Origin of the sequence: Actinopolymorpha sp. B11F2 (genome assembly GCF_040195635.1) — a bacterium.
Taxonomy (GTDB): Bacteria; Actinomycetota; Actinomycetes; order Propionibacteriales; family Actinopolymorphaceae; genus Thermasporomyces.
The window spans coordinates 201,166-214,457 of the sequence record NZ_JBEFTX010000013.1; the positions used below are offsets into that span (position 1 = coordinate 201,166).

Sequence of the window (13,292 nt, forward strand, 5' to 3'; positions counted from 1 at the left end):
CGCCATGAGCGAGCGGAGCGAGCGCATCAGTGGGCACAGCATCGACCTGAACGGCGTTGTGCAGCGGTTCCACGCCCGTGGTACGGCGTCGGGCTTTCTCACCGCCGTCCACGAAACGTCGTTCACGCTGAGCACCGACCCGCCGCACATCGTCAGCCTGGTCGGCCAGAGCGGCAGCGGCAAGAGCACCATCGCGCGGATCATCCTCGGCCTGCAGAAGCCCACCAGCGGCACCGTGACCTATGGCGGCAAGGACATCTTCTCGCTGTCGAAGGCGGACTACGACGACTTCCGCCGCAACGTGCAGCCGGTCTTCCAGGATCCGTACGCGATCTTCAACCCGGTCTATCGGGTCGACCGGGTGCTCTCGACGGCGATCAGGAAGTTCGGCCTCGCGAAGTCCAAGCCGGCGGCGCGGGAGCTGATGGAGGAGTCGCTACGCGCCGTGCGGCTCGACCCGGACCAGGTGCTCGGTCGGTACCCACACCAGCTCTCCGGCGGCCAGCGGCAGCGGATCATGCTCGCCCGGGTCCACATGCTGCGACCTGCGTACATCATCGCCGACGAGCCGGTGTCGATGCTGGATGCGCAGGTACGCAAGACCTTCCTCGACATCCTCGTCGACTTCCAGCAGGCCTACGGAATGACGACGCTGTTCATCACCCACGACCTGTCGACGGTCTACTACGTCGGCGGGGACGTCATGGTGATCACGAAAGGCCGCGTGGTGGAGCGGGGACCGGTCGCGGAGGTCATGCACGCGCCCAGTCATCCGTACACGCAGATGCTGCTGGCTTCGGTCCCACAACCCGACCCCGATGCTCGCTGGACCGACCGGATCAACCTCGAGGAGGCCGAGCGGGAGGAAGCCGGCCCAGAGATCCCGGCGGACGCCGACGCGGTCGACGTACGCCTCCCCTGAACCTCAGACGGGCTACGACGGCGCTCCGGGCGGGCCCAGGATCGTGTCGAGGTAGGGGTTGGTGAAGACGCCGCCCGGGTCGAGTCGGTCGCGGAGGCGGCGGAAGTCGTCGAAGCGCGGATACAGCTCGTGGAGCGCACTGGCGCCCAGCCAGTGGATCTTTCCCCAGTGTGGTCGCCCCTCATATCGTGCGGCGATCTCGGAGACGGCCCGGAAGTATCGGTCGTACGAAAGCCGGTGGTACTGGTGGACGGCGACATGGCCGGTCTCCCTGCCGTGAGCAGTGGACAACCAGATGTCGTCCTCCGCTGCGAACCGAACCTCGATCGGAAACGAGATGCGCTCGCCGCTGCGGTCGATCCAGCTCCCGATGTCGGCAAGCATCGCCGGGATGGCCGCGCGCGGCACCGCCCATTCGCTTTCGCGGAACACCACCCGGCGAGGACTGACGAAGACGCGATGAGAGGCGTCGGCGTACGTCCGTGCCGACAGCGCCCGTGCCGCGACCGAGTTGACCGCCGGAGTCAGCCGGGGGACTGACGTGGTCACCCGGTTCGTCCACTCGAAGACCAGGTTGGCGAGGAACTCGTCATCGAGCCAGGAACGAAACCTCGACAGGGGGCGGGCGGCACCGGCAGGCGCGCGGTCGTGGTGTTTGGTGAGCGTACGCATCGTGTGTGGGAACCAGTAGAACTCGAAGTGGTCATGGGCATCGACCAGATCGTCGAGGTCGGCGAGCACCTCGCCGAGGGGCATCGGGCGTTCGTCGGCGACGAGAACGAACGCGGGTACGCAGCGCAGGGTGACGGCGGTGATGATGCCCAGAGCGCCGAGGCCGACACGAGCCGCGGCGAAGAGGTCGGGATCGGTCGTCGCCGAGCACGCCTGGACGGCACCGTCCGCGCTGACGAACTGGAGCGCCTCGACCTGCCCCGCGAGGCCGGGATGTTTCGCACCAGTGCCGTGGGTACCGGTGGACAACGCGCCGGCCACCGTCTGCCGGTCGATGTCGCCGAGGTTGCTCATCGCCAGCCCGGCCTGGGCGAGCAGGGCACTCAGTGCATGGAGCGGCGTCCCCGCGAGCACGGTGACCAGGCCGGTGTCGACGTCGGCTTGCGGGACGCCGGTGAGGTGGTCCAACCGGACCAGGATGTCGTCGGTGGCGGCGATGGGGGAGAACGAGTGCCCGGCGCCGACGGCCTTCACCCGGCGGCCGTCCCGGTGGGCAGCGGCGACAAGGGCCGCGATCTCGTCGACACCACGCGGCGTGGTGACCCGTCGCGGCAGCGAGGTGACTGTCCCGGCCCAGTTCTGCCACGTGGCGGCGTTCATTTGCGACCATGGTCGCATGGCAGCGGGCGACGCGCACGATCTCCGAGCGCGCTACGACGCCGCGACGGCCGACCTGGAGCCGCCGCTGGTGATCATCGACATGGCGGCGTTTCGCGCCAACGCCGACGATCTGGTCCGGCGGGCGGGCGACACGCCGGTGCGGTTGGCGAGCAAGTCGGTCCGCGTCAGGTCCCTGCTGGAGGCGGTTCTGCAGCGGCCGGGGTTCGGCGGCGTCCTTGCGTACTCTCTCGCCGAGGCCGTCTGGCTGGCCGACCATGGGGTCGACGACATCGTGATGGGTTATCCCTCGGTCGATCGGCCCAGCCTTCGAAGGATTGCCGACGAGGAAAGCCTGGCAGCGGCCATCACACTATGCGTGGATGATGTCGGGCAACTCGACTTTCTCACCGCCGTACTCGGTCCTGGCCACGCCGTTGTCCGGCTCTGCATGGATATCGACACCTCGTGGCGTCCGCTCGGGTTGTACGTCGGAGCGAGACGGTCACCGGTCCGGTCTCCCGCACAGGCCGCGGAGCTGGCCCAGGAGATCAAGCGCCGACCGGGATTCCGACTGGTCGGCGTCATGACCTACGAAGCCCAGATCGCCGGGATTCCCGACGCGGGCGCCGCCGTCCGCTGGATGAAGTCGCGGTCGGCGCGGGAGATCGACCGGCGCCGCCGGCGGGTGCTCGACGCCATTTCCCCCGACGCCGATCTCGAGTTCGTCAATGCCGGTGGCACCGGCAGCCTGGAGGTCAGTGCGGCAGGCAACGGTGTCACGGAGGTGACCGCCGGGTCGGGTCTTTTCGGTCCCACGCTGTTCGATCAGTACCGGACGTTCCGTCCGGTTCCCGCTGTGGCTTTCGCGTTGCCGGTCCTGCGCCGACCAGGGCCGCGGACGGTCACGGTCGCAGGCGGCGGCTATCCCGCGTCCGGCCCGGCGGGGTGGAGCCGGCTTCCCACGCCGTACCTTCCTGGTGGACTTCGACTTCTTCGTACGGAGGGAGCCGGAGAGGTCCAGACGCCCTTGCGGGGAAGGGAAGCGGACGGCCTGGCCTTGGGCTCTCGGGTCTGGTTCAGGCCGGCGAAGGCCGCCGAGATCTGTGAACGATTTCTGTCGGTGCACCTGGTCGAGGGGGACCGCGTGGTCGCGACCGTGCCGACCTATCGCGGTGAGAGCCGGGCATTCGGCTGACGGCGTTCCCACTCCGCGTGAATCCCCTCCCTCCGTGCGAAGATCCGTCAGTCGAGGATGCTGGTGAGCTTCTTCGCGAACGCGACGATCTCCCGCCCGGCGGCGCTCTCTGGCGCGGACACCACGAGGGGCGAGGGCGTACCGCGGCCGGAATCGACCGCACAGAAGGGGATCCGGCCGAGCTCCTCCACTCCCTGCCCCCAGATCGCATATTCATTGGCGACCCGCGGGAACAACGCGATGTGGTCACCGCAGGACGGGCAGTCGAGGCCGCTCATGTTCTCGACGCCGCCCACGATCGAGATCGTCCGGCGCTGCAACATCGACACCAGCTTGCGGCCGTCGAGGTGCGCGGCGTACTGCGGTGTGACGACGAGCACCACGCGGGCGTCGGGCACCAGGGCGAAGAGCTCCTGCTGCAGATCGCCCGTGCCAGGTGGAACGTCGACGAGCAGGAGGTCGAGGTCCCCCCACGCCACGTCGTGGACGAGCCGGCGCAGCAGCAGGCCGACAAGCGGCATCTGCCAGTCCAGCGGCTGGTCCTCGGCGATGAGGAACTGCGCCGACATGATCTTCACGCCCTGGTATTCCACCGGTTCGTCGGCGGGGATGTCGGCCTGCCAGAGCGTGACCGACCGTGCGGGTGTTCGGCGGGTGAGGCCCACCATCGCCGGGATGTCCGGCCCGTAGATGTCGGCGTCCACGAGCCCGATCCGCAGCCCCTGCTGGGCAAGGGTGACCGCGGTGTTGAGCGCCAGCGTGCTCTTGCCGACGCCACCCTTGCCGCTCGCGAAGACGATCGTCTGCGTCATGAGAGCAACCGCCGATGGAGGACGGCCGGGTCGTCGGCCGGCCGGACCGGGATCAGTCGGTAGTGCAGCTCGTACGTCGTACCGGAAGGAATCCGGTAACGCTCCAACGTGTCCGGGCCACAGCTCGCTCCGCCAAGGCCGCGTTGACGCACGTCAATGGTGAGTTGCGCCTCCGCGTCGGGTGCGACGTCGGTCGTGTGTCGCGCGTCGGTGAGGGTTTGGTCGGAGTATTGCGACACCCTCGCCTCCACCGGCGTCGGCGCGCTCACCGCGAAGCCCACGCCGTCGCCACGCCGCACGGCGAGCCAGCGGACATCGGTCTTGTTGCCGTGTTCCTGGGGCAGGATGTACGGAACGTACTGCTCCTCGACGCTGCCCTGCCATCGTCCGAGGGCGGCACCGACCTTGCGGTCGACATAGCTTTCGTGCGGGCCGCGCCCGAGCCATTCGAGCTGGGTGAAGCCCTCCGGCACGGTCATGACGGCCCCGATCCTGGGCAGGTCGGGGAGCCCCGGATCGACGTCGAACCGGTGCGCAACCCCGACGGATCCGTCGGGGTTGACCTCCAGTCGAAGCTCGTGGCCGATGCCGTCGTCACCGCCCCGCGGGTGGAACCGTTCGGTGCGTACGACGGTGATCCCACCGTCCGGCCGCTTCTCCACCTCGACCCGCTGCACGTGGGAGACGAGCCGGTCCAGGCCGGCGTCGAGCCAGCGGTAGAGGACCTGTCGTTCGGTGTGCCACGGGTTGGTGGAGTCGCGGATGCCGTCGTTGTCGGTGGGGGCGCGCCAGGCGTTGAGGCCTGGCCCGGTCGCGAGCAGGTCGATGCCGTCGACCCGCCAGCAGGTGAGGGCGCCGTCGGACCGGCGTACGGCGACGTCGACGGTGCCGCCGTGGATCGTCCAGCCGGCTTCGGATTCCTCCACCGACAGCGCTGCCGGGGTCGAGCGTGGCGTGCTAGTAGGACCGTCGGAGGTGGGCGCACCCACCGCAAGCGGAAGCTCGACCCAACCGACCTCGTGGCCCGATCCGAGCAGAGGCACTTCGCGCGTGTCGACGAAACGCAGGTGGACGAAGGCTTCCTGGCCAGGCTCGAGCGACGGCATTCCCCAGGGCAGGGAGAGAACCTCGGCGCTGCAAGGTGGGGTTGACAACCGGCGGAGCGTGCCCGTCTCGACCGGTGTGCCATCGACCAGGACGGTCCACGACACCTGGAGGTGCGACAGGTCACGGAAGTCGTACTTGTTCCAGATCCGCAGCCGTCCCGCCTCGGCGAGTTCGGGGTCGGGAAGGTCGGCGTCGAACGGCTGGAACAGCCGCTTCACCTCCCACATCGCCGGATGCGGGGTGCGGTCGGGCCAGAAGAGTCCGTCGCAGACGAAGTTCCCGTCATGGGGTTCGTCGTCGAAGTCGCCGCCGTACGCCCAGTGGGCTGGGGCGTCTTCGGAGGAGAAGCCAGGGCGGGGATCGCCGGGTGACTTCAGGATTCCGTGGTCGAGCATCTCCCAGATGAAGCCGCCCTGCAGGCCGTGGTGGGACTCGATCGCGTGCCAGTAGTCGGCCAGGTTGCCGCAGGAGTTGCCCATCGCGTGGGCGTACTCGCACATGATGAGCGGCCGGCGGTCGGTCGTCGTCCGCGCCCAGTCGACGATCGCGTCGATCGAGGGGTACATCGGGCAGATGAGATCGGTCGATGCGTGCCCACTCGACCAGTCGGCCGCGATCGCGCCTTCGTAGTGCACGACGCGGGTCGGGTCGACCCGCCGCACCCACGCCGCCGCCGTGTCGTGGTTGGCGCCGTAGCCGGTCTCGTTGCCGAGCGACCAGGCGATGATGCAGGGATGGTTGCGGTCGCGCAGGACCATGCGGCTGATCCGGTCCACGAATGCCGCCTGGTAACGCGGATCGTCGCAGAGCGTGGAGTAGTTGGCGTGCGCCTCGATGTTGGCCTCGTCGATGACATAGAGGCCGTGGATGTCCGCGAGCTCGAGAAAATAAGGGTCCGGCGGGTAGTGCGAGGTGCGTACGGCGTTGACGTTGAACGCCTTGAGCACGGCCACGTCCCGGCGGACGGTCTCCCGTGGCACCGCGCTGCCGAAGCGGTCGTGGTGCTCGTGCCGGTTGACGCCCCGGATGTAGACCGCCTTGCCGTTGACCAGCAGTTCGCGGTCGCGGATCTCGACCGTACGAAAGCCGGCATGGGTGCGCGTCGCCTCCACCTCGTGGCCGTCGGGGTCGAGCAGGCTGACGATCACGGTGTAGAGGTTCGGTTCCTCCGCCGACCATGGCGTGACCTTCGGAAGCGACGCGGTGAGCTCCACCCGGCCGAGCCCGGGCGTGTCGCCACCACGAAGCGCCGGCTCGCCGCCGAGTGGGGTGTCAAGGGCGTCTTGACGGCCCGGCCCGTCGAGGTGCGCGACCACCCGCCAGCCCGGGCCGGGAAGGTCGCCCACGCTGACGTCGACCGACAGCGAACCCCTGCCGCTCAGGTGGTCGTAGCCCGCCCGCACCGCCACGTCGGCGAGGTAGGTGGGTGCGGTCGCGTAGAGGTAGACCGAGCGGTGGATCCCGGCCTGCCACCACTGGTCCTGGTCCTCGATGTAGCTCGCGTCGGACCACTGGATCACCTGGATGGCAAGGGTGTTTCGCCCCGGCTGCAGGGCGTGGTTGACGAGGTACTCACTGGGCAGGCGGGAGTCCTTGCCGATCCCCACGGCGACGCCGTTGAGCCAGATCGAGGACACCGAGATCGCGCCGCCGACATGCAGCACGACCCGGCCGCCGGACCAGTCGTCGGGGAGGGTGAACGTGGTGCGGTAGAGACCGGTGGGATTGTCCGCCGGCACGTGCGGCGGGCGGTTGGGGGCAAACGGCATCTGCACGTTGGTGTACTGCGGCCGACCGTGACCCTGCATGGTCCAGTTGCCGGGCACCGCCACGGTGTCCCACGACGCCACGTCGAGGTCGAGATCGAGGTCGGGATCGGCGAAGTCGGCCGGGGTGTCCTCGGGCCGGTCGACCAGCCGGAACGCCCAGTTGCCGTCGAGGAGCAGCATCCTCGGCTGCGTCTGCGCCCGGGCGGCCTCGGTGGAGGCGTAGGGGAGCAGGGTCGCCCGGCCGGGCAGCCGGTTGACCCCGGTCAGTTCCGGTGTCTCCCACGGACGCAGGGCGGTCGCGGCGGTCGGTTCGTACACGATGACTCTCCTTGGTGCTGCTCACGGCCTGACGGCCTCACGGCCGGCCGCCGCCGTCATGGCCTGCCGCCGCCGTCGTGATCATGAAGGAAATTCGGCGTATGGACCCCGAAGATCCTCATGATCACGATCATGATCACGGGGTGGGTGGGGAGTGGGACTCCAGGAACGCGAGCACCCGGCGCCAGGCGTCGGCGCACTCCGCGGCGTAATCGTCGTACGACCGGTCGAAGAAACTGTGCGGCGCGCCGGGATAGATGTGCACGGTGTGCTCGACACCGGAGGTCGCCAACGCCGCGGTGAACTCCTCGACCTTCTCGACCGGGATCCCCTGGTCGGCGCCGCCGAAGAGCCCGAGCACCGGCACCTTCGCCGCCGGCGCCGCGGTGATCGGCGTCGGTCCGCCCTCGACCCGTGGCCGCATTCCGGCATAGAAACCGACGACGCCGGCGAGGTCGTCGTTCGACGCCTGCAGCAACGAGTTGCTGCCGCCGAAGCAGAAACCCACGGTGAAGACGGCGCCGACCCGACCACTCTCACGCAGGTGCGCGACGCCCGCCGCGACGTCGGCCGCCACGCCGCCGGGCGTCGTCTGCGCCACGTGTGAACGGAAGTCGAAGCCCTCGTCGCGGTGGCCTGTTCCGGCCGTACGCCCGAAGTAGTCGATGGCCACCGCGTCGACGCCGACACCGGCGAAGCGTTCGGCGAGTCGTTCGTAGAACGCGAACAGGCCGCGGACGTCGGGCAGGATCACGACGCCGGCGCGGGCGCGTCCCGCGGGAGCCGGACCTGGCGCCTCGGCCCGAAATGCGGCGAACTGCGTATCGTCGGCGGAGGTGAGGGTGAGAGTGGTCCCCTGAATGCCCGGACCGCCGCCGGGAGGATCGGGCGGAACGGCGTCGGCTGCGAAGCACATGGCCTGCCCCTTTGCCTGCTTTGAGCGAGAATGCAAGGTCGACCCGAACCTACCCCGCGCACCCCACCGTGCCGTAGGGTGGCCGCCCGTGAGGATCGCGGTCCTCAGGGAGCGTAGACCCGGCGAACGCCGGGTCGCGTTGCTTCCTGAGCTACTACCCCGTTTGTTACAGGCCGGTGTCGAGGTGGCAGTCGAGCCCGATGTCGGCGCGGAAGTCGGCGTGCCCGACGATGCGTACGCCGCTGCCGGTGCCTATGTCGGCGACGACGCGATGGAGGGCGCGGACCTGGTCCTGTCGGTCCAGCCGATCAACCTGGCCACCGCGCGCGCTCTCGCCGAGGGCACCGTCACGGTCTCGTTCCTGCCGCCGACGCAGGAGATGCCGCTCGTTCGCCGCTTGCGCGAACGCCGGCTGACGGCGTTCTCGATGGACCTGATCCCGAGGATCGCGCGGGCGCAGACGATGGACGCGCTGTCGTCCCAGTCGATGGTCGCGGGCTACCGCGCGGCAGTCGTCGCGGCCGAACGTCTACCGAGGTTCTTCCCGCTCTTCATGACCGCGGCGGGGACGGTACGCCCGGCAACGGTGCTGGTCCTCGGGGCCGGTGTCGCCGGTCTGCAGGCGATCGCGACCACCCGCCGGCTGGGTGCCGACGTCTCCGCCTACGACGTACGCAAGTCCTCCGCCGAGGAGGTGGCGAGTCTTGGCGCGCGGTTCGTGGACCTCGGTCTGCCGCCCCTGGAAGGCGAAGGCGGCTACGCCCGCGAGATGACCGAGGAACGTTCGACCCGCCAGCGGGAGCTGCTGACCCCGCACATCGCCGCCTCCGACGTTCTCATCACCACGGCCGCCGTGCCGGGCCGGACGGCCCCCCTGCTGGTCACGCCGGAGATGATCGTGGGCATGCGGCCAGGTTCGGTGGTCGTCGACCTGGTGGCCGACCAGGGTGGCAACGTCGCGGGCAGCGTGCCGGGGCAGGAGTTGTCGACGGGCGGCGTGCTCATCTGGGGCGGCCAGAACGTCCCGAGCCAGCTTCCGGTGCCGGCGAGCCAGCTGTACGCACAGAACGTCCTGAACCTCATCCTGCTCCTTGTCCGCGACGGCAGGCTCCACCTCGACTTCGACGACGAGATCCTGGCGGCGAGCTGTCTCACGCACGACGGCGAGGTCAGGCACCGTCACACGCAGGACCTGATCGGCGAGGTGGGCTGATGGCCGACCGGCGAAGGAGGTGCCATGACTGAGGGCATCGCACTGCTGACCATCTTCGTCTTCAGTGCGTTCACCGGGTACGAAGTGATCTCCAAGGTGTCGACCATCCTCCACACCCCCTTGATGTCCGGCGCCAACGCCATCCACGGGGTGATCCTGGTCGGCGCCGTCCTCGTCGCCGGCCGTGCCGACAGCGCCCCGGAGCTCTGGGTGGGCCTGGTCGCGGTGTTCCTCGCCACTCTCAACATGGTGGGCGGTTTCGTGGTGACCGACCGGATGCTGGAGATGTTCCGTACGCAGAAGAGGAGGAGGGACGTCCATGGGTGAAGCCGCGGCCAGCACCCCGACCTGGATCCAGTTGGGTTATCTCGTCGCCGCGGTGTGCTTCATCCTGGCGTTGAAGGCGCTGTCGTCGCCGCGGACCGCGCGGGTCGGCAACCTGATCGGCGCGGCTGGCGCCCTGCTCGCCGTCGTCCTCGTCTTCTTCGTCGCCCCACCGCGCAACCTGCTCGCCGTTCTCGGCGCGATCGTCGTCGGTGCGGCCGTCGGCCTGTTCGCCGCGCGCAAGGTCGTCATGACGGCGATGCCCCAGCTGGTCGCGTCGTTCAACGGTGTCGGTGGCGGCGCCGCCGCACTCGTCGCGCTGCTCGAGATCGGCGAACTTGGGCCGGGCGGTGGGACGCTCACGCGGATCGCGGCCGCGTTCACCGTGCTCGTCGGCGCCCTGAGCCTGTCGGGATCCGCCGTCACCGTCGGCAAGCTTCAGGACCTGCTTCCGGGCCGGCCGATCGTCGTACCCCGCGTGCAGTGGGTCTACGGCGGGGCGCTGCTGGTCACGATCGCCGCCGCGGTGGTGGCGGTGGTGGCCGGATCGCCGATCTTCGCGATCGTTCTCGGCGTTCTGGCCCTCGTCCTCGGGGTCCTGCTGGTGCTGCCGGTCGGTGGTGCGGACGTGCCGATCGTCATCTCGCTGCTCAACGCGTGCACCGGCCTTGCCGTCGCCGCGAGTGGATACCTGCTCGGCAACACCCTGCTGCTGGTCGCCGGCACGCTGGTCGGTGCGGCCGGTTCGCTTCTGACCCGGCTGATGGCGCAGGCGATGGGTCGCCGGGTGACCACCATCCTGTTCGGTGCGTTGGGCGGCGGGACCTCCACCCTCGGCGCGACCGACGAGAGCACCCGCCCTGTCAAGTCCGCGGGTGCTGAGGACATCGCGGTGCTCCTCGGCTACGCCCGCCGGGTCATCATCATCCCCGGCTACGGTCTGGCCGTCGCGCAGGCACAGCACGCACTCCGCGAGCTCGCCGACACGCTCACCGCGCGCGGCATCGAGGTCATCTACGCCATCCACCCGGTCGCCGGCCGGATGCCCGGACACATGAACGTCCTGCTCGCCGAGGCCAACGTGCCCTACGACCAGCAGGTCGAGATGGCCCAGGTGAACCCGGAGTTCAGGGCCACCGACGTGGCCCTCGTCGTCGGCGCCAACGACGTCGTGAACCCCGCCGCCCGCAAAGCCTACGGTTCGCCCATCGCCGGCATGCCGATCCTCAACGCCGACGAGGCCAAAGCGGTGGTGTTCCTCAAACGCTCGATGCGGCCCGGGTTCGCCGGCATCGAGAACGAGCTGCTCTACAACCCCAAGACGACGCTGCTCTTCGGCGACGCCAAAGACTCGCTGACCCGGCTCATCGCCGCCGTCGAAGCCGTCTGAACCGCCGTTCCGCCGTCCCGCCATCCCGGCGTGTCGCCATCCCGCCGTCCCGCCATCCCGGCGTGTCGCCGGCAACCCGCGTCGCCGGCAAGCTGCGTCGCCGGCAAGCTGCCTGGACGGGGGTCCTGTGCCCGGTAAATGACCACGCTGGGTAGGTCTGTGGTCTCTGGACAGGCGTTGACGCCCCGCCCTGGTGTCGAACGCATGGGCAGCGTGGTCATTTGCGGGTACGGGCACTCAGGAGCAGGTGCCCGGCCGCCACGGCCGAACGCACGTCGCCGCCAGCGGGCTCACTCGGCGGCGGCGCGGTGGGTCGGCGACCGTTGGACCCGGACGCTCAGGCCGCCCAGCGCCGTCCAGTGCGGCTCGACGACCGGACCCTGGTCACCGGTGCCGAGCGTTCGGGCCGGCGCCGGAGCGGTGTGCTGGTAGAGGCTCGGCCGGGTGAGCCGGCGCCAGAACTCCCACCCACAACTCTCGACGCGAACGAAGCAGTCCCAGGTCCCCGCGTCCAACGGCCGACCCAGCCGGCCGGTCCTGACATCCAGCCGCGCCGTGCCCTGCAGGACCAGCTGCTCGGTGTCGTCGGAGACCTCCGGCACCAGATGACACTGGGTCGGGAGCCGGAAGTCGCCCGAGTCCTCGCGGCTCTGCACATAGACGTCGAGCCGGCTGTCGGAGAGAACCTTCGTCACGTCGTACGCATCGATGGGGACCTTGGTCTTCAGCGACACCGGCGGCTCCCACAACAGTCGCCCGTCGACCCGGCGGAAGGTCACCGGCCGCCCGTCGGCGTAGGTCAGTTGGGCGCTGGCCCTGATCACCAGCGCGTTGCCGTCCCAGTCGACACGGTCGAGGGTGGGTACGACGGTGAGTCCGCGCTCGGCCCTCGCCAGCTTCGTGATCTCGGCGTACGCCCCCGCGTGCAGCAGTCGGGCCCGCACCCGGATCGACGGAGGCAGCGCGCGTTCGACGCCGGTGGTGAACCGTTCGGCGGCGAGGTGGCGTACCTCCCGGAACAGTGCGTACGGGCTCTGGCGGACCAGCCGGCCGCGCAGCGACCGGCCGCCGTGCAGACCGGGCAGGCCGAACGGTCCGGGGGATCGGGGCGACCCGAGCGGGCCGAGCAGGAGGTCCTGGTAGAAGCGCGCGTAGATCTGGTCGCGCTCGTCGCCGGGGTCGGTGTGGGTGTCGACGAGATCGAGGAGCTGCCGGAGCGACCGGGTGTACGCCGTGGGATCGAGCCGCCGCTGCGGCGGTTGCTCGGACGGGCGGTCCGGCGTACCCCAGTGGCAGCACACGCCGTCGGACAGCACGCCGGTGACCTTGGCGAGGAAGTACGCTTCGGCGACGAACCGCTCATCGGCCAACCAGGCAGAGCCTTCCGCGAACCGCAGTCGGTGTCGGAGCAGGAAACCGGTCCGGAACAGTTTGTGCGGCGTCATCAGCCGGAAGAGGTCGCCGGCGAGGATGTCCGCATTGTCCCGCGACTCGCGGAACAATGCCCTCGGCACCTCGTTGGCGCCGTATCCGACGACCTTCCCCACGACGATGTCGGCGCTGCTGCGGATCGCCATGGCGTACATGCGTTCCAGGGCAGGCGAAGCCAGCCGATCATGTGCGGTGAGGAAGTAGAGGTACTCACCGCTCGCGACCTCGATGCCGACGTTGCGGGGACGCCCGGGACCGCCTGTGTGCGCGGCGTGGATCACCCGGATGTGCGGATGCTTCTCCGCCAGGGTGTCGAGGCGCTGGAGAGTGCCGTCGGCGGAGCCGGTGTCGATGAAGAGCACTTCGTACTCGCCGGCCGAAAGTGACTGACCGAGCAGGGATGCCAGGCAGGAGTCGAGTCGGGGTCCCGGGTTGTACACCGGAACGATGACGCTGACCTTCACTCCCATGGGTGCACCCCCATGGTGGGAGCATCGTCAGATTCCCGGACTCACAAACCTCAGCCGCGCCGCGCCCGCCTCACCGCCGCCCGCCCACCTAGC

At 69.4% G+C, this 13,292-nt stretch carries 10 protein-coding genes; 5 read left to right on the forward strand and 5 right to left on the reverse strand.

The window, feature by feature from the left end:
• The first annotated feature begins 4 nt into the window (after positions 1-4).
• Positions 5-922, forward strand: coding sequence for an ABC transporter ATP-binding protein (locus ABN034_RS22865; RefSeq protein WP_349693054.1), 918 nt, complete (start codon positions 5-7; stop codon positions 920-922).
• 12 nt (positions 923-934) lie between these two features.
• On the opposite strand, the gene ABN034_RS22870 is transcribed toward ABN034_RS22865, so the two are convergent.
• Positions 935-2,254 carry a D-arabinono-1,4-lactone oxidase gene (locus tag ABN034_RS22870; protein ID WP_349693055.1) on the reverse strand — a complete coding sequence of 440 codons (1,320 nt, stop codon included), beginning with the start codon at positions 2,252-2,254 and terminating at the stop codon, positions 935-937.
• A gap of 16 nt (positions 2,255-2,270) precedes the next feature.
• Here ABN034_RS22870 and ABN034_RS22875 point away from each other — a divergent pair, with 16 nt between their 5' ends.
• Positions 2,271-3,449 (forward strand): amino acid deaminase/aldolase, encoded by a 1,179-nt coding sequence (locus ABN034_RS22875; protein WP_349693056.1) that lies wholly within the window; start codon positions 2,271-2,273, stop codon positions 3,447-3,449.
• A gap of 47 nt (positions 3,450-3,496) precedes the next feature.
• Here the strand turns inward: ABN034_RS22875 and ABN034_RS22880 are convergent, their stop codons facing one another.
• From ABN034_RS22880 to ABN034_RS22890, 3 genes are all read right to left on the reverse strand, one after another.
• Positions 3,497-4,261 carry a P-loop NTPase gene (locus ABN034_RS22880; RefSeq protein WP_349693057.1) on the reverse strand — a complete coding sequence of 255 codons (765 nt, stop codon included), beginning with the start codon at positions 4,259-4,261 and terminating at the stop codon, positions 3,497-3,499.
• Positions 4,258-7,455 (reverse strand): glycoside hydrolase family 2 TIM barrel-domain containing protein, encoded by a 3,198-nt coding sequence (locus ABN034_RS22885; RefSeq protein WP_349693058.1) that lies wholly within the window; start codon positions 7,453-7,455, stop codon positions 4,258-4,260. Before ABN034_RS22885 ends, ABN034_RS22880 begins: the two co-directional genes overlap by 4 nt.
• Positions 7,456-7,591: 136 nt before the next feature.
• The gene (locus tag ABN034_RS22890) at positions 7,592-8,371 is read right to left on the reverse strand and encodes a dienelactone hydrolase family protein (RefSeq protein WP_349693059.1); all 780 of its coding nucleotides are present in this window, start codon (positions 8,369-8,371) and stop codon (positions 7,592-7,594) included.
• A gap of 88 nt (positions 8,372-8,459) precedes the next feature.
• Here ABN034_RS22890 and ABN034_RS22895 point away from each other — a divergent pair, with 88 nt between their 5' ends.
• The 3 genes from ABN034_RS22895 to ABN034_RS22905 are packed head-to-tail and all read left to right on the forward strand — an operon-like array spanning position 8,460 to position 11,298.
• Complete coding sequence (locus ABN034_RS22895) at positions 8,460-9,584, forward strand: NAD(P) transhydrogenase subunit alpha (protein WP_349693060.1); 1,125 nt, start codon at positions 8,460-8,462, stop codon at positions 9,582-9,584.
• Positions 9,585-9,608: 24 nt separating this feature from the next.
• Positions 9,609-9,911 (forward strand): NAD(P) transhydrogenase subunit alpha part 2, encoded by a 303-nt coding sequence (locus ABN034_RS22900; protein ID WP_349693061.1) that lies wholly within the window; start codon positions 9,609-9,611, stop codon positions 9,909-9,911.
• Entirely contained in the window at positions 9,904-11,298 is a 1,395-nt protein-coding gene (locus ABN034_RS22905) for an NAD(P)(+) transhydrogenase (Re/Si-specific) subunit beta (protein ID WP_349693062.1), read from the forward strand. The genes ABN034_RS22900 and ABN034_RS22905 overlap by 8 nt, the downstream gene beginning before the upstream one ends.
• Positions 11,299-11,588: 290 nt before the next feature.
• Here ABN034_RS22905 and ABN034_RS22910 read toward each other — a convergent pair whose 3' ends face one another.
• On the reverse strand, positions 11,589-13,199 hold the full coding sequence (locus ABN034_RS22910; protein WP_349693063.1) for a glycosyltransferase family 2 protein: 1,611 nt from the start codon (positions 13,197-13,199) through the stop codon (positions 11,589-11,591).
• Positions 13,200-13,292 lie beyond the last annotated feature (93 nt).